This is a genomic window from Streptomyces sp. NPDC052496 (genome assembly GCF_040679095.1).
Taxonomy (GTDB): Bacteria; Actinomycetota; Actinomycetes; order Streptomycetales; family Streptomycetaceae; genus Streptomyces.
In genome coordinates this window covers 192814-214835 of sequence record NZ_JBFAUH010000010.1, presented here as the reverse complement: position 1 = coordinate 214835, position 22022 = coordinate 192814, and the positions used below count along the sequence as shown (strand labels likewise).

Sequence of the window (22022 nt, the reverse complement as noted above, 5' to 3'; positions counted from 1 at the left end):
ATTACGGGCTGGTGGATCCCGGGCGTCGGCCGCCGGCCGACGCCCGAGGGACGCCCGGGGGCGCGGCCGGGTGCTCAGCCCCACCGTGCCCCGGCCCGCCTCTGCCTCAGGCCTTGGATCCCGCGGCCTCGGAAATCCGCGCGATCCACGCCTCCACCTCGTCGGCGCCGCGCGGCATCGCGGCGGACAGGTTCTCGTAGCCGTCCTCGGTCACCAGTACGTCGTCCTCGATGCGTACCCCGATGCCGCGGAACTCCTCCGGTGCCAGCAGGTCGTCCGCCTTGAAGTACAGGCCCGGCTCGACGGTGAGCACCATGCCCGCCTTCAGCTCGGCGTCCATGTAGTCCTCGCGCAGCAGCAGCTGGCAGTCGTGCACGTCCATGCCCAGGTGGTGGGAGGTGCCGTGGACCATCCAGCGGCGGTGCCAGCCGCCGTGCTCCGGGTCGAGGGTCTGCTCCAGGGTGACGCCTTCGGGCAGCAGGCCCCACTCGTGCAGGCGGCGGGCGATGACCTCGTTCGCGGCGGCGTGGATGTCGCTGAACTTGTTGCCCGGCTTCACCGCTTCCATGCCGGCCTGCTGTGCCTCGTGGACCGCGTCGTAGATCTTGCGCTGTACGTCGGTGAAGCGGCCGGTCACCGGGAGGGTGCGGGTGATGTCGGCGGTGAACAGGGAGTCGATCTCGATTCCGGCGTCGATGAGGATCAGGTCGCCCTCGCGGACCTTGCCGGTGTTCCTCGTCCAGTGGATGGTGTTGGCGTGGTCGCCGGACGCGCAGATCGACTCGTATCCGACGCCGTTGCCCTCGTGCCGGGCGTACAGGCCGAAGATTCCCTCGACCCAGCGTTCGCCGCGCCCCTTGCGTACGGCTTCCGGCAGCGTGGCGATGATCGCCTCGAACCCTTCGTGGGTGGCGGCGATCGCCTTGCGCATCTCGCCGACCTCCCACTCGTCCTTGACGATGCGTATCCCGGACAGGTGGCGGGCCAGTTCCTCGTCGGCCTCCCGCTGCTGCTCGCCGGTCAGGGACGTGCCCGCCTGGGCGCGGGTGGTGTCGACGAGTTCGGCGAGCTGCGGGTCGGCCGCCCGGACCACGCGCAGCCGGGCGGCGGCCTCGTCCTTGGCCAGGTCGGCGGCGAGCGAGTCGATGTGGCGGGCGGTGAGGCCGAGCTGCGACTCGATGTCCGCGACGGTCGGGCGGTAGCCGACCCAGAACTCCCCGTACCGGGAGTCGGTGTAGAACTCCTCGGTGTCCCGCGGGGCCGGCGGGCGGAAGTACAGGACGGCGTCGTGGCCGCCCTCGGGGGTGGGGTGCAGGACCAGGACGCTGTCGGGTTCGGCGTGTGCGCCGAGGCCGGACAGGTGGGCGAAGGCGGTGTGCGGCCGGAAGGTGTAGTCGGTGTCGTTGCTGCGTACCTTCAGGCCGCCGCCGGGGATGACGAGCCGTTCGCCGGGAAACCGCCGGGAGACGGCCGCCCGGCGGCGGGCCGCGTGGTCGGCGACCTCGGCGCGGGGCGTGGGCGAACGGTCGTCGGTTGCCCACCCGGAAGCCATGAACTCGCGGAACTCGGTGTTGGTGGGGGTGCCGCGGTGGCCTGCCTGGGGCTGATTCTCGCTCGTCATGCCGGACATCCTGTCAGAACTGTCGACCATTCGGACCCCCGTCGAACAAACTGATGATCATTCAGGAGGCGGTGGGTGAAGCGGGCGTGGGGGTGGCGCCCGCGCGCCGGAGTCAGCGGGGTATGGGGGAAGTGGCTTCCTCGCGGCAGCGGACCATGAAGGACCGTTCGAAGACGATGACGGTCTCGCCTGTCGACTTCGTACCCGTCGTCTCCACGGTGATGATCCCCTGGCCCGGCCGGGACCGGGACAGCCGTTTGCCGAGGATCCGGCTCGTCGCGTAGAGGGTGTCGCCGACGAAGACGGGGTCCTTCAGCCGGACGCGGTCCCAGCCGAGGTTGGCCACCGCCCGCGCCGACAGCGCCTGTACGGTCATCCCGCCGATCAGGCACAGCGTGATACCGCTGTTGACCAGTACTTTTCCGTACTCGGCGGCAGCGCCGTAGTGCTGGTCGAAGTGGAGCGGGTGCTGGTTCATCGTCAGCAGGGTCAGCCAGGTGTTGTCGGCCTCGGAGAGGGTACGGCCCGGCCAGTGCCGGATCACCATGCCGGGCTCGAAGTCCTCGTAGTCGCCGCCGTGTTCCTCGGCGTACTCGTTGTCCTTGACGTGGCGCAGGGTCATGCGGTGTCACTCCGGTGCTGGATGTCGTGGGAAGGGGCGGTGCATGAGTGGTGCCGTCAGACCGCCACCATCACGTTGTCGGAGCTGCTGATTCCGCCCCGGACGCTGACGATGCCGGCGGAACCGTCGCCGTAGAACCGGCAGAACAGCCCGGCCGGGCGGCCGCCGAATATCAGGGGCCCGAGCACGGGGGCGACCTCGGCGTCGTGCGGCTCGTCGGAGCCGTCGGCGATCAGCGTGGTCCGGCAGGTCTGCGGGCGTACGAATTCCTGCACCACGCTGGTGCCGTCGACGACGGCCGCACGGACGGCGGACTCCCACTCGGCCTGGCCGACGTCGCGGCCGATGACCACCTGCTGCCCGCACTCCCCCAGGCCGGCCTTGAGCACCAGCAGGTCCCGGTGGTCCCGTACGAACGGGAGCAGGTCGACCTGCCGGCCCGCGCGGTCGGTCTTGCGCTCCGAGAGGATCCGCGTCCACGGCAGGTACCGCTCGACGAGTCCGCGCTCGGCCTCGGTCATCCAGGGGCGCCCTTCGGACAGCAGGCCCATGGTGAGCTTGCTGTGCAGGAAGGTCGAGGTCTGGGTGCCCACCAGCAGACAGCCGTGGTCCAGCGCGTCCTGGACGGGTGTGGTGTCGACACCCGCGTCGAGCCAGTCCGGGATGGTGAAGTTGCGCAGTCCGATCGGATACCGCAGGTGCGGGGCGCGGTCCCACGCCTCGGGCAGCTCCTCGGGCTCGAAGAAGCGTGCGGTCAGGCCGTGGCTGTTGTAGTAATCGGCCTCCATCTCGAAGTACCGCCGCTGCACGCCGGTCACCCGGGTGCTGCCGACGACGGCCACCCGCGGTGCCAGCGCCAGTTCCGCGCTGAGCGAGCGGAACATCTCGGCGCGTACGGCGAGCGGGTCCGGGGAACGGTACGGAGTCCGGCCCTCCGCGTCGGCGTGGAGGGCGCGCCACACCGCCAGCCGGCTCTGCGTCTCGACCACGCCGCCGAGCGCGCCGCTGACGTTGAACTCCAGGAACCGCGGCCCGTCCGGCCCGATGACCAGGTCCGGACGGACCACACAGTCGGCGTACCGCTCCTCGGTGAACGGGTCGCTCATCCAGAGCCGGTCCTCGGTGGCGGGCATGGCGTAGGCCGCCAGCCGGCCGGCGGTGGTGGGTCCGGTCTCCAGGGCGGTACGGCGCAACAGCTCGATCAGGGCGAGGCTCACCCGGAAGACCTCGGCGTAGGCCGCGCGCGGGATCGCCATCGGTGTCGCGGGAAGGACCGGCTGGTAGGGCCAGCCGGTGTCCCGGAGTTCGTGCCGCAGCAGCTGCCGGATCGTTTCGGCCGGGGCGGCGGGCCGCAGCCGGTGCCGGCCGAACCACGGGTGGCCGCTCCCCGTACCGAGGTCCTCATACGTGTCCATCCGGCACTCCCTCCCCTGTCGGCGGGACGGCGGACGGGCCGTCCGGTCCCGGCTCGGCCGCGCGGCGCGCCTCGAACAGCGCCACCGCGGCGGCGGTGTCCTCGATGGCCATGCCGACCGTGCGCAGGACCGAGGTCCGGCCGGCGGCGCCGACCTGGCCGCTGACCAGGGTGCCCAGGTCGTACAGGTCCTCGGCCGTGATCGAGCCGTCGGCCAGCGCGGCCCGGATCTCCCCCGCGCCCTCCAGGGCCGCGGTCCGGTCCTCGACGATGTTCACGGCGCCGGCCAGCAGGGCCGGGTCGAGTTCGACGGCGTCCGGGTGGGTTCCGCCGATCACGTTCACGTGTGCTCCGGGGGCCACCCAGTCGGCCTCGACCACGGGTGTGGCGTCGCTGGTCGACGTGGCCGTGCAGATGACCGGCGCGTCGGTGACGGCGTCCCGCGCGGTGTCGCAGACCGTCGCGCGGACGGGGCCGGGCACGGTGTCCCGGATCCAGTCGGCGAACGTCTCGGCGCCGGCGCGGGTGCGCGAGTGGATCCGTACGGTACGGATCGGGCGGACCGCCGTGATGGCCCGGACCAGGGCCCGCGCCTGCACCCCCGCGCCGATCACCGCCAGGTCGGCGGTGTCCTCGGGAGTGCACCAGCGGGTGGCCAGGCCGGCGACCGCGCCGGTTCGGACGGCGGTCAGCTCGGCACCGTCCAGCAGGGCGGTGATCTGCCCCGTCTCCAGGTCGGTGAGCGCGACGATGCCGTGGATCAGCGGCAGCCCGCGGGCCGGGTTGTCGGGGGTGAGCGTGGTGACCTTGACGCTGCCCACCCCGCGCCGCTCCCAGACGGCGGGGCTGACCAGGAGGACGCGCTGGTCGCCGTGTTCGACGACGGTGCGGGCCGGGGACCTGGTCCGGCCGGCGGCCAGGTCCGTGAACATCTCGCCGAGCGCGTCGATCACACGGATCATCCGCCGGGTGCCGGACATGGCGGCGGCGTCGACCGTCACGGGCGCGGTCATGAGGCCCCCTCGCCGCCGCCGAACCGGCTCGCCCAGGCGTCCTCGCGCGCCACGGTGGCGCGGGCCATCCGGGCGAACGGCGGGCCGACCATGTTGCCGTCCAGGAGGGCGATCCCGCCGTCGGCCGCCGTGACGGCCGCCGCGACCCGGCGGGCCAGTCCCAGTTCGTCGGGCCGGGGCCGCAGGATGCGGTTGATCACGTCGAGTTCGCCCGGGTGCACCGTCGCCTTGCCGTGGAAGCCCAGGGCCCGTACCCGGGTGGTCTCCTCGGCGAGGACTTCCGGCTCGGCGAGCCGGAAGTTGGCCGTGTCGATGCAGGCCGTGCCGTAGCGGGCGCAGGCCATCGCCATCGCCTGCCGGGCGGCCTGCATGGCCTCCCAGCTGATCTCCACGCCGAGCGTGGCGGCCAGGTCGGCCGAGCCGAGCACCAGGCCGTCGGCGGCGCGGGCGAGGGCGTCGATGCCGGTGACCGCCTCGACCGTCTCCACGGTCACGTAGATCTCCGGGTGAGCGTCCGCCGACGCCAGGGTCCGGCGCAGCAGGTCGATCTCGACCGCCGAGGTCACCATCGTCATCATGACGATGCCGGGCCGTACCGGGCTGTCGGTCAGCGTCAGCACGTCGTGCACCGCGTCGAGGCTGCCGAGTTCGTTCATGCGCACGGCGACGTTCGCCGGCTGCGGCGCCTTCTCCAGCGCGGCCCGGCAGACCGTGCGGGCGGCCGGTTTGCCGGCGGGCGGTACGGAGTCCTCCAGGTCGATCAGGTGGACGTCCGCGTCGTACGACCAGGCCTTCTCCACCCGTTCCAGCGACAGGGCGGGCGTGTACAGGATGCTGCGCGGGACCGCCCGTACCACGCCGGTCACCGGAGCCCCGGCCCGGACGGCGCGGCCGCCGGGCGGGCCCCGGCCTCGACCAGTGCGGAGCACAGGCGCTTGATCTGCTCGTCGGTCTGGCCGGCCCGCAGCATCACGCGCAGTCCTGCGGTGCCGCGGGCGACGATCGGGAAGAACACCGGCGAGGTGTAGAACCCGGCGGCGAACACCTGCTGGGCGCCGTCGACGACCGTCTCGTCGCTCATCGGCACCACCCGGATCGGGTAGGTGCTGCCGGACTGCTCGGTGGCGACCAGCGAGTCGAACAGCGCGATGTTGGACCGTAGGCGGCCCTGGAGCCGGGTGAGTTCCTCGGTGCGGTGGATCTCGGCGGAGGCGAGGGCCGCGCCGACCGCGGCGGCGTTCATCTTCTGCGAGTAACCCAGCGGGCCCGCGAACCGCTCGATCAGCCGCCGCGTGTCCGTCCCGTACCCGTCGAGCAGGATCGCCGTGCCGCCGGCGCCGAAACCTTTGCTCAGGGTGGCCACGGTGATGGTCCGCTCGTCGAGCACGGGAGCGTGCGAGCGTACGTAGCCGATGCCGCGCTCGCCGTACGCGGACAGCGAGTGCGAGTCGTCGTAGAAGACCAGGAGGTTGTACTTCTCCTGGAGTGCGGCCAGCTCCTCGACGGGCGCGTAGCCGCCGAGGCTGTCGGAGCCGTCCACCACGTAGCAGACGCGTTCGTAGGTGCGGCACATGTCCGTGAGGAAGTCCAGGTCGTGGTGGCGGCAGGTCACGACCTCGCTCTCGTCGGCGCAGGCCGGCTTGGCGTTGGCCATCGAGACATGGGCGTTCTTGTCGAAGACCATCAGCGGCCGGGTGCCGTTGCCGAGGTGCCCCGACGCGATCAGCGGCAGCAGGCCGGTGCTGGCCGCCGCGGTGGAGATCGCGCTGATCACCATGGCGCCGAACAGCTCGCCCAGCGACTCCTCCAGCTCCAGCAGCACCGGGGTCTGGACGCGGGTGCGCGGGATGCAGTGGTCCAGCACGCCGAAGCGGCGCAGTGCGGCGACCGCGCCGTCGATGACCTTGGGGTGGGTGTCGAGGTCCAGGTACGAGCAGACCGTGAAGTTGACGAACTCGTGCCCGTCGGGCATCCGGAACACACCGTCCTGGAGGTCGCCGACGATGCCGGCGACCCCGTGGTCGTAGGACATGTTCCAGAACGTGTTGCCGATGCCGATGAGCCGGTCGTTGTTGCGGTAGCGGTGGGTGGGGGTGATGGTCCTGCGCTCGCTCATCGGGAGTTCACCTCGGTGGGACGGTAGCTGTAGACGCCTTTGAGCCTCCGGTAGGCGTACGTGTAGAGCGCGACGCCGAGCACGTGCGGCCTGCGGAGGATCTTCTTCGACTTGAGCCAGAAATTGACGTTGATGTTCATCTCGTCCAGCGACTCGGCCTGGTGCCACCAGCCGAGCGGCAGGTAGAGCATGTGGCCGGGTTCGAGGACGAAGTCACGGCGTCGGGCGAGCTTGGCCGCCAGCCTCGGGTAGCGCTCCAGGTCGACGTCGTCGAGGTCGAACACCTGCGACTTGTCGCCGTATCCGCGCAGTACCGACCGCGGGTAGTAGTCCCGTACACCGGGTGGCGCGATGATGAACCGCTTGCGGCCCTCCAGCGCGATGTTGAAGTTCTCGAACTCGTCGAAGTGGTTCTTGGTGAACACGCCGCGGTGGCTGATCCACAGGTTGGCCGCGTACAGGGAATCGCCGTAGCCGAAGAACTTCTCGGCGTCGAAGCCGATGACGGCGTTCACGTCGGCCGGGCTGCTGCGGATGTTGGACACCACCCGGTGCCAGGTGTCCGTGCTGCTCAGATGTCGTTCGTCCGCGAAGAACTCGCGGAGTTCGATGTCCCGGGTCTCCCAGCGCCCCGGATGGTTCTTGTCGCCCGGCTCGGTGAACAGGGTGACGGTCATCTCGGCCAGCCGGGACGCCACTTCGTCCCGGCCGAGCCCCTGCACGCTGCTCGGCAGCTCGATCACCACGGGCCGGTCGGCCTTGTAGAGCCCCCGGGGGCCGACGGCCAGGAACCTCTCGAACGACATGCGGGCGACCTGCACGCCCGCCGTCCTGTGCGACTCGGGCACAGCGTCCGGTACTGCCATGTCGTGTGTCCTCCTTCCTCAAAGGCCGGGCATCGGGCCCTGTCAGCCGTCGGTCCTGCTGCCGCTCAGCGCCGCCACCACGTCCACGATCAGGTCCTCCTGGCCGGCGATGGCCTGCCGCCGGCCGAGTTCGAAGAAGACGTCGCGCGGGTCCACGCCGGCGGCCGTGGAGAGTTCGGCGACCCGGTGCCGGAAGCCGGAGAACACTCCCGCCAGGCCGCTGACGATGCTCATCGAGGTGGTCACCGGTGGGGCGGGCATCAGTTCGCGCTCGGCGAGGTCGGCGGCGTCCAGCAGGGCGTACAGGTCGATGCCGGTGGTGAATCCGCTCCGCTCCAGTACCGGGACCAGCGCCTCCAGCTGGGTGTTGCCCGCGCCGGCGCCGAAGCCGCGGGCGCAGCCGTCGATGATCCCGGCGCCGGCGTCGGCCGCGGCCACCGAGTTGGCGACGGCCATGCCGAGGTTGTTGTGCCCGTGGAAGATCACGGGGACGGTGCCGACCGCCTCGGCGATCGCACCGATCCGCGCGGTGACGTCCGGCGGCAGGAAGTGGCCCGCGGAGTCCATGATCCCCACGGCCTGTGCCCCGTACCCGACGGCCTGGGCGGCCTGCTCGGCCAGTACCTCCGGGGTGGCCATATGACTCATCATCAGTACGCAGTGGGCCTCGGCCCCGGCGTCCCGCAGGAAGCCCAGGTGACGCTCGGCCAGTGACGTCTCGGTGGCGTGTACGCCGATGCGGACGACGTCGGCCCCGTGGGCGATCGCCCGCCGCAGGTCGCCGGACGTGCCCCAGCCGGGCAGCATGAAGGTGGCCATCCGGCTGTGGCGCAGCGCCTCCCGGACGGTGGCCAGCATCTCGTCGTCGCTCGCCGCGGCCAATCCGACCTGCAGCGAGGAGGCACCCAGACCGTTGCCGTGGCCGACTTCCACCACCGGGATCCGGGCCGCGTCCGCGGCTTCCGCGTAACGGCGCAGGGCGGCCGGTCCGAGCTGGTGCCGGACCGCGTGCTGGCCGTCCCGCAACGTCGGGTCGTGGATCACCAGGTGCTTCATGAGGTCACCCCCGTGCGGGACGCCCGGTCCGGCCGGGCCGCGTACTGCTCGGCGACCATGACGGCGGCGGAGTTGATGATGTCCAGGTTTCCGGCGTACGAGGGCAGGACGTCGCTGTGCGCCATGACCTGGAGGGTGACCGTCACCAGGTCGCCGGCCGCGGTGCAGGCGGTGACCTCGTAGCCGGGGGCGAAGGAGCGCACCTGCTCGGCCACCCGGTCGACCACCGCGCGTACCGCCGCCGGGTCGGCGTCGGGCATCCGGGCGTGGACGGCGGTCCGGAAGGTCGCCGACGGTACCGCCGGGCTGATGTTGAGGATCGCCTTGACGTCGGTGACGCCGGAGAACGTCGTCACGGCGTGGCCGGTGGTCGCCACGTACTCGTCGAGGTTCAGCCGGGTGGCGCGCCCTGCCACGTCGCTGGCCACGGTCGAGACGACCTCGAAGTACGTCACCGGGAAGCGGGCCGCGAGCGCGTGCACGACCGGGACGGACGCCTGGCCGCCGCAGCTGATCAGGTTGACGTTGCGCCCGGTCGCCGCGGACACGCCGGTCACGGTGGGCGCCACCATCTGCCCGATCTTGCTGGGCGTCAGGTCGACCACCAGCGTGCCGAGCGGCTCCAGCAGCGGCCAGTGTTCCCGGTGGGACGCGGCGCTGGTGGCGTCGAAGACGACGTCGAACGGGCGCGGGGCCGCCAGTACGGCCTCGATGCCGGCGGCGCTGGTCGCGTGGCCGAGGCTCTCGGCGTACCGCAGCCCTGCCGACTCCGGGTTGCGTCCGGCCACCAGCCGGCAGTCCAGCGCGGGCGACCGGTCGATCTTGCTGACCAGGTCCCGGCCGATGGCTCCGGTGCCGATGACGGCGACCGTCACCGGTTCGACCACGTCCGGACGGGGGCTCGTCAGGCCCGCGGCGGGACTCACCGTATACCTCGACGGGAGCGGGGGCCGCAGGTCAGCGGCCGGTGTGAGAGGCAACGGCGGGTGTCTGTCGCACGTCCCGCCGCATCCGGTTCGCAGGTTCCCATGAACGTTGTCCTCACCCTTCGATGTGCGCGCGACTGCTTGTGGCAGCCCTGACTGCAGGCATCCAGGTGCCTCACCGGGTCTCCGTCCGTTCCAGACCGTGTGCCGACGCGATCGGTCACGTCACCTCCCGTACGGCGGCCGGTCAGCCGTGACGGCCGGCGGGCCGCCGAGAGGCGAAGTGTGAGGGGCCGACGCGTGGTCGCGCGGCTGGAGGTCGGAGAAGCCAAGACCGCCGGGCCGCGGGTCGGCGCGCCGAGACGATCGGCTCAGGGCGCGGACCCAGGGGTCTTGACGCAATATGTGAAAGCCCCGTGGCGGGCATGCCCTCCCATGCATGCACGTCGCTGATCACCGGTTCAGTGCCCAGCGGCGGCGAACATATCAGAAGACAGCAGGACGCAAACCCTCCCAGCAGGAGGGAAATTGATCTTCTGTCGAAGTGACCGGCCGGTACGTCCCTGGCCTGCCGGCGACAGGTGCACCGCCTCCTGACGGACCTGATCTTCCTTCTCGACGCCACCGCGGACCCCGGCTATATTCGGCAACCCCGTACACCTGTACGTACGGGCTCCGGCAAGCGACGACGGGCTGATGCCGCGTCGGCGGCGGGGCGGCACGACCGAGGGGGAGACGATGTACTGCCTGCTACGCCGCCCGGCGGGGCCATGAGCGCGTCGGTGGCTGACCAGGCAGGCGCGCAACGGCCGCGCCTGGGCGGCGACTTCTCCCGGCTGTGGTGGTCCGCCGCCGTCTCCTCGCTCGGTGACGGGGCCACGATCGCCGCCGGCCCGCTGCTGGCCACCCGGCTGACCGACGACCCCCGCCTGATCGGCGCGGCCTCGGTCGCCTTCACCGCGCCGTTCATCCTGTTCGGCATTCCGGCCGGGCTGCTGGTCGACCGTGTCGACATCCGGGCGATGATGGTGCGCGTCGACATCGCCCGGGCGATCGTGCTCGGGGTGCTCGCCCTCGGGATCCTCGGTGGCTGGGGCGGATTGCCGCTGCTCTACGCGTGCATGTTCCTGCTCGGCGTCGGCGAGGTCCTGTGCCGTAACGCCGCCCAGGTACTCGTCCCCTTCATCACCCCGCGGGCCGGGCTCGCCACCGCCAACGCCCGCATCATGGCCGCGCAGGAGGCCGGCACCGGCTTCGTCGGCCCGCTCGCCGGCGCGCTGCTGTTCGGGGTGGCGGCGGCCCTGCCCTTCGGCGTGGACGCGGCCACCTTCCTGTGCTCCGCCGTACTGGTCAGCCGTATCCGCCGCACCCGGCCGGTCCGCTCCGGGCCGAGCGGCGGGAGCGGTGTGCTGTCGGAGATGCTGGCCGGCGCCAAGTGGCTGTACGCGCACCGGCTGCTGCGCAGCCTCGCCCTGGTGTCCTGCCTGATCAACCTCGCCGGGAACGCGATGCTCGCCGTGCTCGTGGTGCACAGCGGCAAGGAACTCCAGCTGGGCCCGTTCGGGTACGGCGTCCTGCTGGCCTGCCAAGCCGTGGGAGCCGTCACCGCCTCGCGGTTCGCCCCCGCCCTTACGGAACGCCTCGGCCGGGAAGGCGCGCTGGTCGCCACCGCCGTCCTGATCGCCACGAGTGAGACGGTGCTGGCCACCGTGCCGTCGGCCTACGCGGCCGGCGCGGCCCTCGCGGTCTTCGCGTGCGGGACGGTGACGTGGAACGTCGTCGTGGTCGTACTGCGGCAGACCCTGGTGCCGCAGCACCTGCTCGGGCGGGCCAACAGCGTGTACCGGCTCGTCGCCTGGGGCGGGCTGCCCATCGGCGCGGCGGCCGGCGGCATCGTCGCCGCGGAGATCGGCACCCGCGCCGTGTTCGGCATCGGCGCGGTGGTCATGGCGGTCATCGCGGCGGCCCTCCTCGCGGGCGCCCGCCGCCAATGGGTCACCCGCGCCGAACCGGCTCCGCGACCCGCGGACACGCACGGAGCGGACACGCACTGAGCGGACAGCCGCGCGGCGCCCGGTACCGCTGGCGCCGTCGCCGTACCGGACACCCCGGTTCCGCTCCGGAAAGGACATGCGATGACGACCACGAGCCCGCCCACATCACCCAGGTCACGGCTGGGCCACGCGTACGGGGAGCAGCTCGCGCGGCACGCGTCACCGGGCCACCCCGCGGCCGCCGCCCACGCGTCGGCCACCCTCACGCTGGCGTACCAGGACCGGTTCCTGAACGGCCCCGCTTTCCTCGGCGAGACCGAGCGCCGCGCCGTCGTGGCGGATCTCCACACGGTCCACGCGCTGCTGCGCTCGCTGCCGGACCGGGTCTTCGGCGGCAGCGTCAGCGCGCTGGCCGCGGCGGTCGGCATGGACCCCCTGCAGTCGGCGCTGATCACCCGCAGCGCCCGGACCGGATCGCTCCTCCCCCTGGGGCGGGCCGATCTCTATCACGACGGCACGGGGTTCCGGCTCCTCGAATTCAACATCACCAGCGCGCTCGGCGGCTTCGAGAACGCGGACATCAACCGGGCGATGCTGGCGTACCCGCCGCTGGCGGAGTTCGTACGGCGGCACGGGCTCCGCTATCAGGACACGCTGGGCTGCATGGTGCGCAGCATGTACGCCGAGTGCGCCGCGAACCTCCCCACCGACCGGGCGCCCGTCGTCGCCGTGGTGGACACGGTCGAGAACTTCACCGTCGTGGGGCCCCGGCTGCGGGTGTTCGCCGCGAAGCTGGCCGACCACGGCGTCGAGGGAATCGCCTGCGACCTCGGTGAACTCACCTACCCCGGCGGCCGTCCGACGGTCGCGGGCCGCGCCGTCGACGTCGTCTTCCGCTACTTCCTGGCCGAGGACCTCACCGACCCCGCCCCGGCGGCCCAGCTGGAGCCGCTGCTGAGCGTGGTCGAGCAGGGCAGGGTGGGCCTGTTCAGCCGGCTGGACGCCGAACTGTACGGGAACAAGGGCACCTTGGCGATGCTCTCCGACGAACAGCACCGTGACCTGTTCGACGCCGCCGAGCTGGCGTGCGTCGACCGGCTGCTGCCATGGACGCGGTACGTACGCCCGCGCACCACGGACCCGGGCGGCACCCGGATCGACACGCTCCCCTACGCCCTGGCCCACCAGCACGAGCTGATCCTGAAGCCGACGCTGCTGCACGGCGGCAACGGCATCACTGCCGGGTGGGAGGCGGAGCCGGCGCAGTGGGAGCACAAGGTCACCTCGGCGATGCACGGCCCCTTCGTACTCCAGCACCGTGTACGCCCCATGGCCGAGCCGTTTCCCGACGGGGCCGGCGGCTTGCAGGAACTCTTCCTCAACTGGGGTCTCTACCTGAGTGCCCGCAGCGCCGAGGACGACGGGTACGCGGGGGGCTTCGTACGGGGCAGCACCGATCCGGGGGTGGGGGTGGTCAGCGTGGGCAGTGGTGCGGCGGTCGGTTGCGTGTTCCACGGTGGTGAGCTCTGAGGTGAGACGAGCCGGTGGGGCTGGGTCTCATCTCTCCGGGCGGTGCGCTACAGGGTGAGGACGGGTTTGACGACCTGCCCCGATGCGGCAGCCTCGGCGGCGGCTTCGATGTCCTTGAAGGGGAATGCGGCGACGAGTTTCTCCAACGGCAGTACGCCCTGCCGGTGGAGCTGGACCAGGCGCGCGATGTTCGCAGCCGGCAGGCCGTCCCCTTCGGTCACCCCGCGGATCGTGATGCCCTTGGTGATGACCGGCATGGTGTCGAACTGCGCCGTACCGAGGCCGACCAGGGCGAGCGTGCTTCGCTTGCGCAAGGCGCTGACGGCCTGGGACACCGCGGTCGCCTGGCCGGTCGTGTCGATGGCGTACTGCGGCCCTCCCCCGGTGAGGTCCTGGAGGGCCGCCGCCACATCGTCCTCGGTCGTGGGATCGACGGCCGCCGTGGCGCCCAGCTCCCGGGCCAGCGCGCGCCGCGCGGCCACGGGGTCGACGGCGATGACCGTGCAGTCGGCGGCGACCGCGGCCATCACGGCACTCAGGCCGACACTGCCGGCGCCGAAGACGGCCAGCGTCGCGCCCGGGGCGGGGCGCAGGACCGTGGACACCGTGCCGACACCGGTTTGGACGCTGCACCCCAGCGGGGCAGCCAGGGTGGCGGGGAAGTCCGCCGGGATCTTGACCGTGTTGCTCTCGGTGGTGAGGCAGTGCGTGGCGAAGGCGGACTGCCCGAAGAACTGGCCGTGGACCGGGGTGCCGTCCGTGCCGGAGAGCGGGGTCGTGCTGTCGGGGCGGGTGCCGCCGGCGTTGAGGAGTCCGGAACGTTCGCAGTAGGCAGGCTCTCCCGTTGAACACTGCGCGCAGTCACCGCAGCTTCGGTACGTCAGGCACACCGTGTCGCCGGGAACGAACCCGGTCACCGCGTCGCCCACCGCCTCGACGACACCGGCGCCTTCGTGCCCGAAGACCATGGGCAGGCGCTGCGGCGGCCAGACCTGCCGCATGATCAGGTCGGTGTGGCAGATGCTCGCGGCGGTGATCCGCACCAGGATCTCGTCCGGCCTCGGCCTCTCCAGCTCCACCTCCTGAGTGACGAAGGGGCCGCCGGGGGTTCTCACCAGTGCCGCGCGAATCCGCATGGGTGCCTTCCTGGGCGAGTCTGCTGTGGGCGTCGCCTCTGATGCTATGAGGACCGCAGCGGTGGGGGCGAGGGTGACGGGCGGGGCCACCGAGGCGGTTTTAGGCGGATGCGGTATGGCCTGATTCCCAAAGGTGGGGTGGTGAGGAATGAGCCGATACATGAGGGTGGCGTGACACGACCGCAGCGGGCTGCCAAGGTGACGGGGCGAGTTCGGACAGCCGCCGGCCGGCAGGCGTCGACCAGACCCATCGACCGCGAGAGGGTGTGGAACGTGACAGAGCAGACCGCTGCACCGGGTTCCTTCTACCGGCGCATCGACGCCGTGGTGCGGGCCAAGGGCGACGACCCCATCACGTGGGTGCTCAAGGACAACTCGTACGTGCGCTACGACATGCGGGCGGACCACGGCTTCGACGGGTACCCGAAGACCATCGAGGGCAACTGGCCCGGCCTGGTGGACAGCTTCGGGCGCAGCATCGACGCCGCGCTCAACCGCCGGGACCAGCCGAACATCGTGTACCTCTTCAAGGACAGCCAGTACGTCCGGTACGACCTGGACTCCGACAAGGTCGAGCCGGGCTACCCGCTGAGCATCGCGGAGGCCTGGAAGGGGCTGCCGCCCGACTTCCAGCGCGGCATCGACGCGGCGGTCAACCACCAGAGCAGCCCGAACGTCAGCTGGATCTTCAAGGACGACCTGTACATCCGCTACGACGTCCCGAACGACAAGCTGCTGGGCGGGCCGACGCCGATCCTGCGCGGCTGGCGCGGGCTGCCGGAGAACTTCCAGCGGGGCATCGACGCGGCCGTCAACTCGGTGCTGGACACGGACAAGGTGTACCTGTTCAAGGACGACCAGTACGTCCGGTACGACCTGGTCAGCGACCGGACCGACAGCGGTTACCCGCTGCCCGTCGAAGGCAACTGGAACTTCTTCACGTGAACCGCGTGAACCGCGTGAACCGCTCGGCGTGATGTCCGTTGCGGTACGGCGCCCCGTCCGGCTGGCCCCGGGCGGGGCGCTCAAGAACACCCGGAAGTGGACTGGTCAGCCCGGCCCCCTCCGATCAGCACGGTCGCGGGACCGGGGGCGCGGGCCACTCGGGTGACAACGGTCTTGCCGTATCCGCCCGGGTGAGCTGTCCGTCGGGGCTCACCGTGGATGCGTCGACACCCCGCGCTCGACGCCACCGAGTTCTTCCGTGCGCACCGGGATCTGTGAGCCCAGCCGCCACAGAGCGGCGCAGGTGTGACGTTGCGCCGTCCTCACGGGTGTCAGCCGTCGTCGTCCTGATCGTCCCTGGAGGCGCGTCGCCCCCGCGTGACCGCGAGGATGCTGCCGACGACGGCGATCACGGCGATGGCCAGGGCGATGCTGAATCCGCCCTCCGTGTCCCAGTACACGTCCTCCAGGCTGATCAGCAGCGCCGCCTCGTCGACGACGAGGGCCAGGCCGACCCCGTAGGCCAGGCCCAGCCAGGCGCGGGCCCGCGCCGAGCGTTCGGCCAGGCTCGCCGCGCCCACCACCGCGAGCAGCAGGATGCCCCACACGTAGTGGTGCAGGTGCACCCCGCCGGCCTGTACGTCACCGACTCCGGCCACGTCGATGTGGATGAGCCAGGTCAGCAGGCGCATCCCGCCGAAGGTGAGCGTGAACCCCCACCAGGCCAGGATGAAGCCCCGGCGCTTCGGGGAGATGCCGGGCAGCAGGCGCAGCCAGGGCGAAGGGCGCTCCCTGTGCTCGTACGGTGCGCGGCCGTCCGTCTTCGAGGGCTTCATCCGAGCTCTCCCGCCGTGAATTTCCCGATCAGTGCGGCCAGAGTGTCCGGCGCGCTGTAATGGGCCGCGTGCGCCGCGCCCGGAATGTCTTCCGCGCGCCCGTCGGCGACCAGCTCCGCCACGCGCCGCGTCCAGGTGCCGGAGGCGATGGTGTCACCCGTTCCCCGTACGACGAGCGTGGGCGCGCGGACCTGGGACAGGTTCACCTCGAATGACTCGGCCGCGTCCCGCAACGAGTGGCGGAAGGAGGCGGCGCAGCGCAGCGGGCCGGTCACCAGGTAGTCGAACGCTGCCAGGAAGAGCAGGCGGAAAGGTTCCTTCGGGGCGTCAGCGACGAGCCGTCCGAACTGGCGCAGACCGGAGGTCCTCGGTTCGAGCGCCGGACCGACCAGCACCAGGTGGCTCACCAGGCGGGGGTGGCGGGCAGCCAGGGCCGCGACCACCTGGCAGCCGACCGAATTGGCCACCACGGGGACGGGGCCCAGGGGCAGTCGCCGGTGCAGGCGGGCCAACGCGTCGGCGAGCTGTGCGACATCGGGTGCGCGGCGCGCGGCGGCCCGCGAGCGCGCGTTGCCCGGCAGGTCCGGCACCACCACGGTCACGCCGTCCGAGGCCAGCCGGCGCGCGAGCGGCACGAAATACCGGCCCGAGAGTCCGAGTCCGTGGACGAGCATCATGGCTGGGCGGCCCTCGCGGGGCGGAGGCCCGTATCTGCGGGCGAAGAATCCGACGTCACTCATGTGATCCACGTGCCCACGATCACCTCCCGCACAACCCGGGTCCAGTCCGGCGCGCGGGTAGGGTGACCTGCGGTCCTGTCGGCCAGGTCGCGCGGCGAGGACGTTCGGCCACTCCCCCGTGAGCCGGTGGCGCCGCTACCGTCGCCACGGCGAGCGCCATCTCGCACTGATGGAGACGTGACACCGTGCTCAATCCGATAGAGACCGCCTCGGCGGTGAATTCCAGGGAGGACCTGGTGCGTCACTTGACCGACCTGGCGGAGAAAGCCGGCCGGGGGACGATTCCCGTCGAGAACCCGGAGACGTCCGCGTTTCTCGAAGCGTCTTCCGCGTGGCTGGAAGGCCTGGACGGTTTTTTGCGGCAGCACACTGGCGAAGGTGCGCCGGAATCTCCGACGTGGGCCACAGTGGCGTTGCTTTTCTCGGCCGGGCTGGTTCACGCATAAGGTGACACACCTGCCGCCGAATTCACCGGACGAGCCGCCGGAAGCGGATGCGCGCCGGGCGAAGGCCGCTCCTGGCCCTGCTTCCGCAGCGTTCTTCGCCGACGGCCGCCCAGCACCGGCTACTTGTGATGCCTGGCGCGCGTTCCCCTCAGCAGGAAGACAGGACGCATCGACGGAAGGAATCGCCTGACGCCCGTGCCCGAACCGGTACGTGCAGGGCGGGCGTTGTGGGTCTCTCCGGCGGCGACGAGAGCGTACGCGCGGGCGAGGCTTCTCAGCGCCTTGCAGGAGCGGCCCTTGTGCTTGGCCTTGCTGATCGCGGTGGCTTCGCCGGCGATGGCCCTGAGGAGTTCCTCACGGGCGACGGCTGCGGGCGCCTGGGGGACGGCAGTCAGGACGAGGCCGGCTTCGGCCGGTTCGAGCGGGCGGCCGACGACGGTTTCGTCGTTCAGTTCCGTGAGCGGCTTTGCCTTGTGGCCGGACTTCTTCTTGGCCATGCTGGTTCCTTCTCTTTTCACCTGGCGATACTCGACTCGACGACAGCCGAGTCGCTGCGGAGGGCCGTACGGGTGGGGAGAGTACGGCTCGGCCGAAGCGCCGTTCGGCCATTCGGCGTGTGCCGTCGAGTTCGGGCCGGACGCGCTTCTTCGTCCCTAGGATTCCCAGACGTCATCAGCAGGTTTCCCAACGACCGGGCCACCTATGCATTCGCACGCATTCCGCGCGTACGTAAAGGCATGGCCAATGGCGTACGGAGGCGTGTCCGGTCCGCGGTGTCTCAGCGCGAGGGCGGCCCCCGCCCCCGCTTCGGTGGTCGTCTTCGAGGGCCGAGGGGGCACCGACAGTTGGCTGACGCGGGGCGGCGGCAGCAGTGCGGCAGGTGGGCCTCGCCGGGGCCGTGACCGCGGTCTTCGTCGTGGGAGCCTGACTCCCGCCTGTGGCGGACGACGGACGCGGCCCCGGGTCGTGGGCATCTGCCGACCTTTCTGCCGCGCGGACTGCCGCCCTCGGGCTTTTCGCCGCCCATCCTTGAATCCGGTGCACAGACCCGACGTGAGGTGGGGGTATGCCAAGGGATGCAGCACTGCTGGTCGTCTATGACTACGGCAGCCTGCCGCCTGTCCGGCTGGCCGAGGCCGCCGAGGACAATGGCTGCGCTCTCGTGTTCGTCGCCGCCGGTTCGGACCATACGAGGGAGATGATGCCCGCACTGGAAATGCTGGGTTCGGTCGTCGACGCGACGGATCTGGACGCATCCGAAATCGCGGACCACGTGAAGCGTTTCAACCCGTCCGGAATCGTGACGTTCAGTGAGGGCCAGATCGTGCCGACCGCCCGCCTGGCGCATCTCCTCGGTCTGCCGTACCACTCGCTCCATGATGTCGGCGCCATCACCAAGAAGGACCTGCAGCGCGAACGGCTGCGGGACAGGGGCGTCGAGTCCGTGCGGTTCCGCGAGGTGGCCCGGGTCGAAGACGTCGGCCGGCCGGTCGACCCGGACGTGTACATGACGTAGGTCGGCTGGTCGGGATGTTCGGGTACGTCGGGCAGTCGCCGCGGCACGGGGACGGGCCCCGCCGCCGGTGCGTTCTCTTCCACCGGGACGCCGGACGGGCAGCCGGCCGGTGCCGCGGGGCCGTCGGTGAGGAGCACGGCGGCGCGGGCGTCCTCGGTCATCCAGCGCAGTCGGTCCGGTGGGTACCGCCGGTCCAGCGGCAGGTACGCGCCCCCTGCCATGAGGACTGCGAGCGCCGAGACGACGTAGGACACGGAGCGGTCCATCAGGAGAGCCACCACGTCACCGGGGCGGGTGCCCCGGGCAAGGAGCCGGTGCGCCACCTCTCCGGCCCGGGAGACGAGTTCGGCGTAGGTCAGGTGGCGGCCGGCGTACGTGACGGCCGGGGCTTCGGGTGTCCGGGCGGCCTGCTGTCCGACGAGTCCGTCGACCGTCATGGCCGAGCGGGCGGTGGCGGGGAGCATCATGTCGGTGGCCCCGATCACCGGTGTGCGCCGGGGAAGTCGTCGAGCAGGCAGTACTCCAGTACGGCCATCGCGGCGGTCATCTTGTGGAACGCCTGCCGCCAGGCCAGGCTCCGCTTTCCGTCGAGCACCTCGTCCGTCACCTCCTGGCCGCGTACCGCGGGCAGGTCGTGCAGGAAGACGGTGTGATCCGTGCCCACCCGGCCGAGGAAGTCGGTGTCGACGCGGAAGCCGTCGAACGCGCGCAGCCAGTCGTGGTCCTCCTTGGGCACGCCCATGGTCTGCCACCGGCTGGTGTAGACGGCGTCCACCGGTCCGGTCACCCGGGCCGGGTCGGTGAGCTGGGTGATCAGGGTGGCGTCTCCCACCTTGGCCAGCAGGTCGGAGTGGTCCGCCGGCACCTCGTATCCCTCGGGGCACAGCAGGGTCAGCCGCAGGCCGGGGGTGAGCGCCGCGGCCAGGGCCAGCGCCCGGGCCGAACTGTTGCCCTCGCCGACGCACAGCACGTGCCGTCCCGTGAGGGCGCCGAAGTGCTCCGCCAGGGTGGTGAGGTCGGCAACCGCCTGGGTGGGGTGTTCGTCGAGCGTCAGCGCGTTGACCACGGAGAGGCCCCCCGCGGCGGCCAGCTCCCGGAGTTCCGCCACGTCCTCGTTGGTGCGCACGACGAGCGCGTCGAGGTACCCGGCCAGGACCTTGGCGGTGTCGGGAAGCGTCTCGCCGGTGGTGAGCTGGAGGTCGTCCGGACAGTCGCCTCTCCCCGGCCCGGATGCCGGGTTCACTGCCGCTCGTCCCATGGGGAACGCGTCCGGGTGCTGGTCACGGTGCTGCCCCGGGACTCGGCCTGGTCCGTCCCGGCCGTACGTGCCGGGCCGCCGTGCGTCATCCCGTTCGTCCGGCCGCCGGGCAGCAGTTTCATGGCGAGGAAACCCGCCGCGAGGATCAGCGCGGCCTGGATGTTCAGTGCCGGGAGCGTGCCGGCCGCCCCGGACAACAGGCCGGCGGCCAGCATGCCCAACGCTTGCAGGCCGTCGGACAGGCCCAGGACGGAGGCCATGACCCGGCCCCGTACCGGCAGCGGGGAGGACTCCTGGATCAGGGAGAGCCACGCCGCGGCGAGCCACACCGCGGGCACGCCCGCGGCGGTGAACAGCGCCACGTACACCCCGAGGCCCACGGAGACCGTCGACAGGTTCCACGTGAGCGCACTCACCGCGCCGAAGACGAGGACGCCCACGCTCAGCAGGCGCGGCGCCCCGAGCCGCCGGGTGAGCAGGCCGGCGGTCGCGGTCCCGGCGAAGCCTCCCACGGCCTGCACGCCCCGCAGCAGACCGGCCTGGGCGTCGCCTCCGTCGATCAGGTCGGTGACGAAGAGGAGGAAGAGCACCACGAACATGCCCTGCGCGACGGCCAGCAGGGCCACGCAGGCGAAGGTGCCCCGCAGCATCGGCACCTCGCGCAGGGTGCGCAGCCCCTGGCCGATGCCGGTCAGGAACCGGGCGTCTCCCCCGCCCTTCCCACGTGCCGGGCTCGGCGGAATCGTCCACGCCAGGGCGGCGGCGACGAGGAAGGCGCCGGAACCGAACCCGAGGACGTACGGCAGCCCCGCAGCGCTCAGCAGGAGACCGCCGAGCGGACTGCCGACCAGCCGGCCCAGCGACACGTTCAGTCCGATCGCGGCGTTGGCGCTGACCAGTTGCTCCTCGGCCACCATGGTCGACAGGGCGACGTTCTTCACCGACTCGAACGCCACTGTCAGGGCGGCCTCCGCCCCGACCACGAGATACACCAGCCACAGGTCGCCAGGGTCGTCGACCAGCAGCAGGACGGGCAGCAGCGCTGCCTGCGCCACGCTCACCGAGACCAGGAAGCGGCGCTGGTCCCAGCGGTCGACGAGTGCGCCGACGACGGGCGCGACGACCAGGCTCGGCAGCAGCCCCAGCATGGCCACGACGGACGTGACCAGGGCCGAGCGGGTCAGCGCCAGCACGTAGAGCGGCATGGCCAGTTGCAGGACCCACTTGCCCGTCTCGGTCAGGAGGCCGGACACCCACAGGCGGGCGAAGGCCGCTTCTCGTAACGGATGGCGCGCGGCGGAGCCGGTCACTCGGTCCGCCCCGCCGCGTCGAGCCTCGGGAAGAGGCGCAGTCCCGCGTAGGCCAGTGCCGCGTCCTCGGGCGGATCGTCGCGCACGGTGGCCAGGTAGGGCCGCAGCAGGTCGCTGATCCGCTCCCCCAGTTCCCTCACCTCCTGGGGGGTGGCCCGCAGGACGTAATTGTCCAGGCGGGCCGTGTCGAGCCACTCGGGGTCGAGGGTGTCCCGGCGCGCCAGGAAACGGCGGGTGAGCTGGTCCTCCTCCGCGATGCCCGCGGCGATGTAGGCGTCCTGTTCGGCCATGGTGGCGGGGTCCGTGCTCAGCGTGCCGAAGTCCAGTCCGACCTGAGCCGCGCGCCACGGGCGTTCGCGCTGGTCGGTCGCGTCGGTCGGCTCGACCAGGCCGTACTGCGCCAGGTGGCGCAGGTGCCAGCTGATGTTGGAGGCGCTCGACCCCACTTCGGCGGCGCACTCGCTGGCCGTACGCGGCCCGACCGCCATCAGGTACTGCAGCAGGGCCAGCCGTAGCGGATGCGCCAGGGCACGCAGTTGCCGGGAGTCCTTGATCTGCCGCCTGGGGGGCGGCGCGGGAACCTGTTCGTCGGCCATCTGAAAGTAACCTTTCGAAAGAGTCCTTTCATTCTTGCCCGCCGGGTGGGCGGTGTCCAGAGGGGCGGCGTCCAGGTGGCA

The 22022-nt window shown here is 71.4% G+C and carries 21 protein-coding genes and 1 pseudogene; 5 read left to right on the top strand and 17 right to left on the bottom strand.

The features are described from left to right. Positions 1–106: 106 nt before the first annotated feature. The 9 genes from AB0L45_RS16325 to AB0L45_RS16285 all read right to left on the bottom strand — a co-directional run bounded on the left by AB0L45_RS16325 (position 107) and on the right by AB0L45_RS16285 (position 9634). A complete protein-coding gene (locus AB0L45_RS16325) occupies positions 107–1621 on the bottom strand; it encodes an aminopeptidase P family protein (RefSeq protein ID WP_365840258.1) in 1515 nt (504 codons plus the stop codon). A gap of 112 nt (positions 1622–1733) precedes the next feature. Then, positions 1734–2243 (bottom strand): MaoC family dehydratase, encoded by a 510-nt coding sequence (locus AB0L45_RS16320; RefSeq protein ID WP_365840256.1) that lies wholly within the window; start codon positions 2241–2243, stop codon positions 1734–1736. 56 nt (positions 2244–2299) lie between these two features. Continuing rightward, positions 2300–3658, bottom strand: a complete 1359-nt coding sequence (locus tag AB0L45_RS16315; protein WP_365840254.1) for a hypothetical protein — start codon at positions 3656–3658, stop codon at positions 2300–2302. Continuing rightward, on the bottom strand, positions 3645–4670 hold the full coding sequence (locus AB0L45_RS16310) for an ornithine cyclodeaminase family protein (RefSeq protein ID WP_365840252.1): 1026 nt from the start codon (positions 4668–4670) through the stop codon (positions 3645–3647). The genes AB0L45_RS16315 and AB0L45_RS16310 overlap by 14 nt, the downstream gene beginning before the upstream one ends. Continuing rightward, positions 4667–5536 carry an aldolase/citrate lyase family protein gene (locus AB0L45_RS16305; protein ID WP_365840251.1) on the bottom strand — a complete coding sequence of 290 codons (870 nt, stop codon included), beginning with the start codon at positions 5534–5536 and terminating at the stop codon, positions 4667–4669. Before AB0L45_RS16305 ends, AB0L45_RS16310 begins: the two co-directional genes overlap by 4 nt. After that, complete coding sequence (locus tag AB0L45_RS16300) at positions 5533–6786, bottom strand: aminotransferase class I/II-fold pyridoxal phosphate-dependent enzyme (protein ID WP_365840249.1); 1254 nt, start codon at positions 6784–6786, stop codon at positions 5533–5535. Before AB0L45_RS16300 ends, AB0L45_RS16305 begins: the two co-directional genes overlap by 4 nt. Then, positions 6783–7652 carry a cupin-like domain-containing protein gene (locus AB0L45_RS16295; RefSeq protein WP_365840247.1) on the bottom strand — a complete coding sequence of 290 codons (870 nt, stop codon included), beginning with the start codon at positions 7650–7652 and terminating at the stop codon, positions 6783–6785. The genes AB0L45_RS16300 and AB0L45_RS16295 overlap by 4 nt, the downstream gene beginning before the upstream one ends. Positions 7653–7694: 42 nt before the next feature. Then, positions 7695–8708: a 4-hydroxy-2-oxovalerate aldolase gene (dmpG, locus tag AB0L45_RS16290; RefSeq protein ID WP_365840245.1), complete on the bottom strand. Its 1014-nt coding sequence runs from the start codon at positions 8706–8708 to the stop codon at positions 7695–7697. Beyond that, on the bottom strand, positions 8705–9634 hold the full coding sequence (locus AB0L45_RS16285) for an acetaldehyde dehydrogenase (acetylating) (RefSeq protein WP_365840243.1): 930 nt from the start codon (positions 9632–9634) through the stop codon (positions 8705–8707). The genes dmpG and AB0L45_RS16285 overlap by 4 nt, the downstream gene beginning before the upstream one ends. A 770-nt stretch (positions 9635–10404) precedes the next feature. On the opposite strand from AB0L45_RS16285, the gene AB0L45_RS16280 reads away from it, so the two are divergent. Both AB0L45_RS16280 and AB0L45_RS16275 read left to right on the top strand, forming a co-directional pair. After that, a complete protein-coding gene (locus AB0L45_RS16280) occupies positions 10405–11688 on the top strand; it encodes an MFS transporter (RefSeq protein ID WP_365840241.1) in 1284 nt (427 codons plus the stop codon). Between the two features lie 81 nt (positions 11689–11769). Then, positions 11770–13158: a hypothetical protein gene (locus AB0L45_RS16275; protein WP_365840239.1), complete on the top strand. Its 1389-nt coding sequence runs from the start codon at positions 11770–11772 to the stop codon at positions 13156–13158. A 47-nt stretch (positions 13159–13205) separates the two neighbouring features. Here AB0L45_RS16275 and AB0L45_RS16270 read toward each other — a convergent pair whose 3' ends face one another. Next, entirely contained in the window at positions 13206–14294 is a 1089-nt protein-coding gene (locus AB0L45_RS16270; protein ID WP_365840237.1) for an NAD(P)-dependent alcohol dehydrogenase, read from the bottom strand. 273 nt (positions 14295–14567) lie between these two features. On the opposite strand from AB0L45_RS16270, the gene AB0L45_RS16265 reads away from it, so the two are divergent. Further along, positions 14568–15239: a hemopexin repeat-containing protein gene (locus tag AB0L45_RS16265; protein ID WP_365840235.1), complete on the top strand. Its 672-nt coding sequence runs from the start codon at positions 14568–14570 to the stop codon at positions 15237–15239. A gap of 332 nt (positions 15240–15571) precedes the next feature. On the opposite strand, the gene AB0L45_RS16260 is transcribed toward AB0L45_RS16265, so the two are convergent. Together AB0L45_RS16260 and AB0L45_RS16255 are read right to left on the bottom strand one after the other, a co-directional pair. After that, entirely contained in the window at positions 15572–16075 is a 504-nt protein-coding gene (locus AB0L45_RS16260; protein ID WP_365840233.1) for a hypothetical protein, read from the bottom strand. Continuing rightward, positions 16072–16815: an alpha/beta fold hydrolase gene (locus AB0L45_RS16255; protein WP_365840231.1), complete on the bottom strand. Its 744-nt coding sequence runs from the start codon at positions 16813–16815 to the stop codon at positions 16072–16074. The genes AB0L45_RS16260 and AB0L45_RS16255 overlap by 4 nt, the downstream gene beginning before the upstream one ends. Positions 16816–17000: 185 nt before the next feature. On the opposite strand from AB0L45_RS16255, the gene AB0L45_RS16250 reads away from it, so the two are divergent. Then, positions 17001–17261, top strand: a complete 261-nt coding sequence (locus tag AB0L45_RS16250; protein WP_365840229.1) for a hypothetical protein — start codon at positions 17001–17003, stop codon at positions 17259–17261. A gap of 119 nt (positions 17262–17380) precedes the next feature. Here the strand turns inward: AB0L45_RS16250 and AB0L45_RS16245 are convergent, their stop codons facing one another. Continuing rightward, a complete protein-coding gene (locus tag AB0L45_RS16245; protein WP_365840227.1) occupies positions 17381–17758 on the bottom strand; it encodes a hypothetical protein in 378 nt (125 codons plus the stop codon). A 569-nt stretch (positions 17759–18327) separates the two neighbouring features. On the opposite strand from AB0L45_RS16245, the gene AB0L45_RS16240 reads away from it, so the two are divergent. Then, entirely contained in the window at positions 18328–18777 is a 450-nt protein-coding gene (locus tag AB0L45_RS16240) for a hypothetical protein (RefSeq protein ID WP_365840316.1), read from the top strand. Positions 18778–18800: 23 nt separating this feature from the next. Here the strand turns inward: AB0L45_RS16240 and AB0L45_RS16235 are convergent. The 4 genes and pseudogenes from AB0L45_RS16235 to AB0L45_RS16220 form a co-directional block, all read right to left on the bottom strand. Then, a pseudogene (locus tag AB0L45_RS16235) lies at positions 18801–19214 on the bottom strand (AMP-binding protein); the annotation flags it as partial. 44 nt (positions 19215–19258) lie between these two features. After that, the gene (locus tag AB0L45_RS16230) at positions 19259–20020 is read right to left on the bottom strand and encodes an ornithine carbamoyltransferase (protein WP_365840225.1); all 762 of its coding nucleotides are present in this window, start codon (positions 20018–20020) and stop codon (positions 19259–19261) included. Further along, positions 20017–21345 (bottom strand): MFS transporter, encoded by a 1329-nt coding sequence (locus AB0L45_RS16225; RefSeq protein WP_365840223.1) that lies wholly within the window; start codon positions 21343–21345, stop codon positions 20017–20019. The genes AB0L45_RS16230 and AB0L45_RS16225 overlap by 4 nt, the downstream gene beginning before the upstream one ends. Next, the gene (locus tag AB0L45_RS16220; protein WP_365840221.1) at positions 21342–21941 is read right to left on the bottom strand and encodes a helix-turn-helix domain-containing protein; all 600 of its coding nucleotides are present in this window, start codon (positions 21939–21941) and stop codon (positions 21342–21344) included. The genes AB0L45_RS16225 and AB0L45_RS16220 overlap by 4 nt, the downstream gene beginning before the upstream one ends. Positions 21942–22022 lie beyond the last annotated feature (81 nt).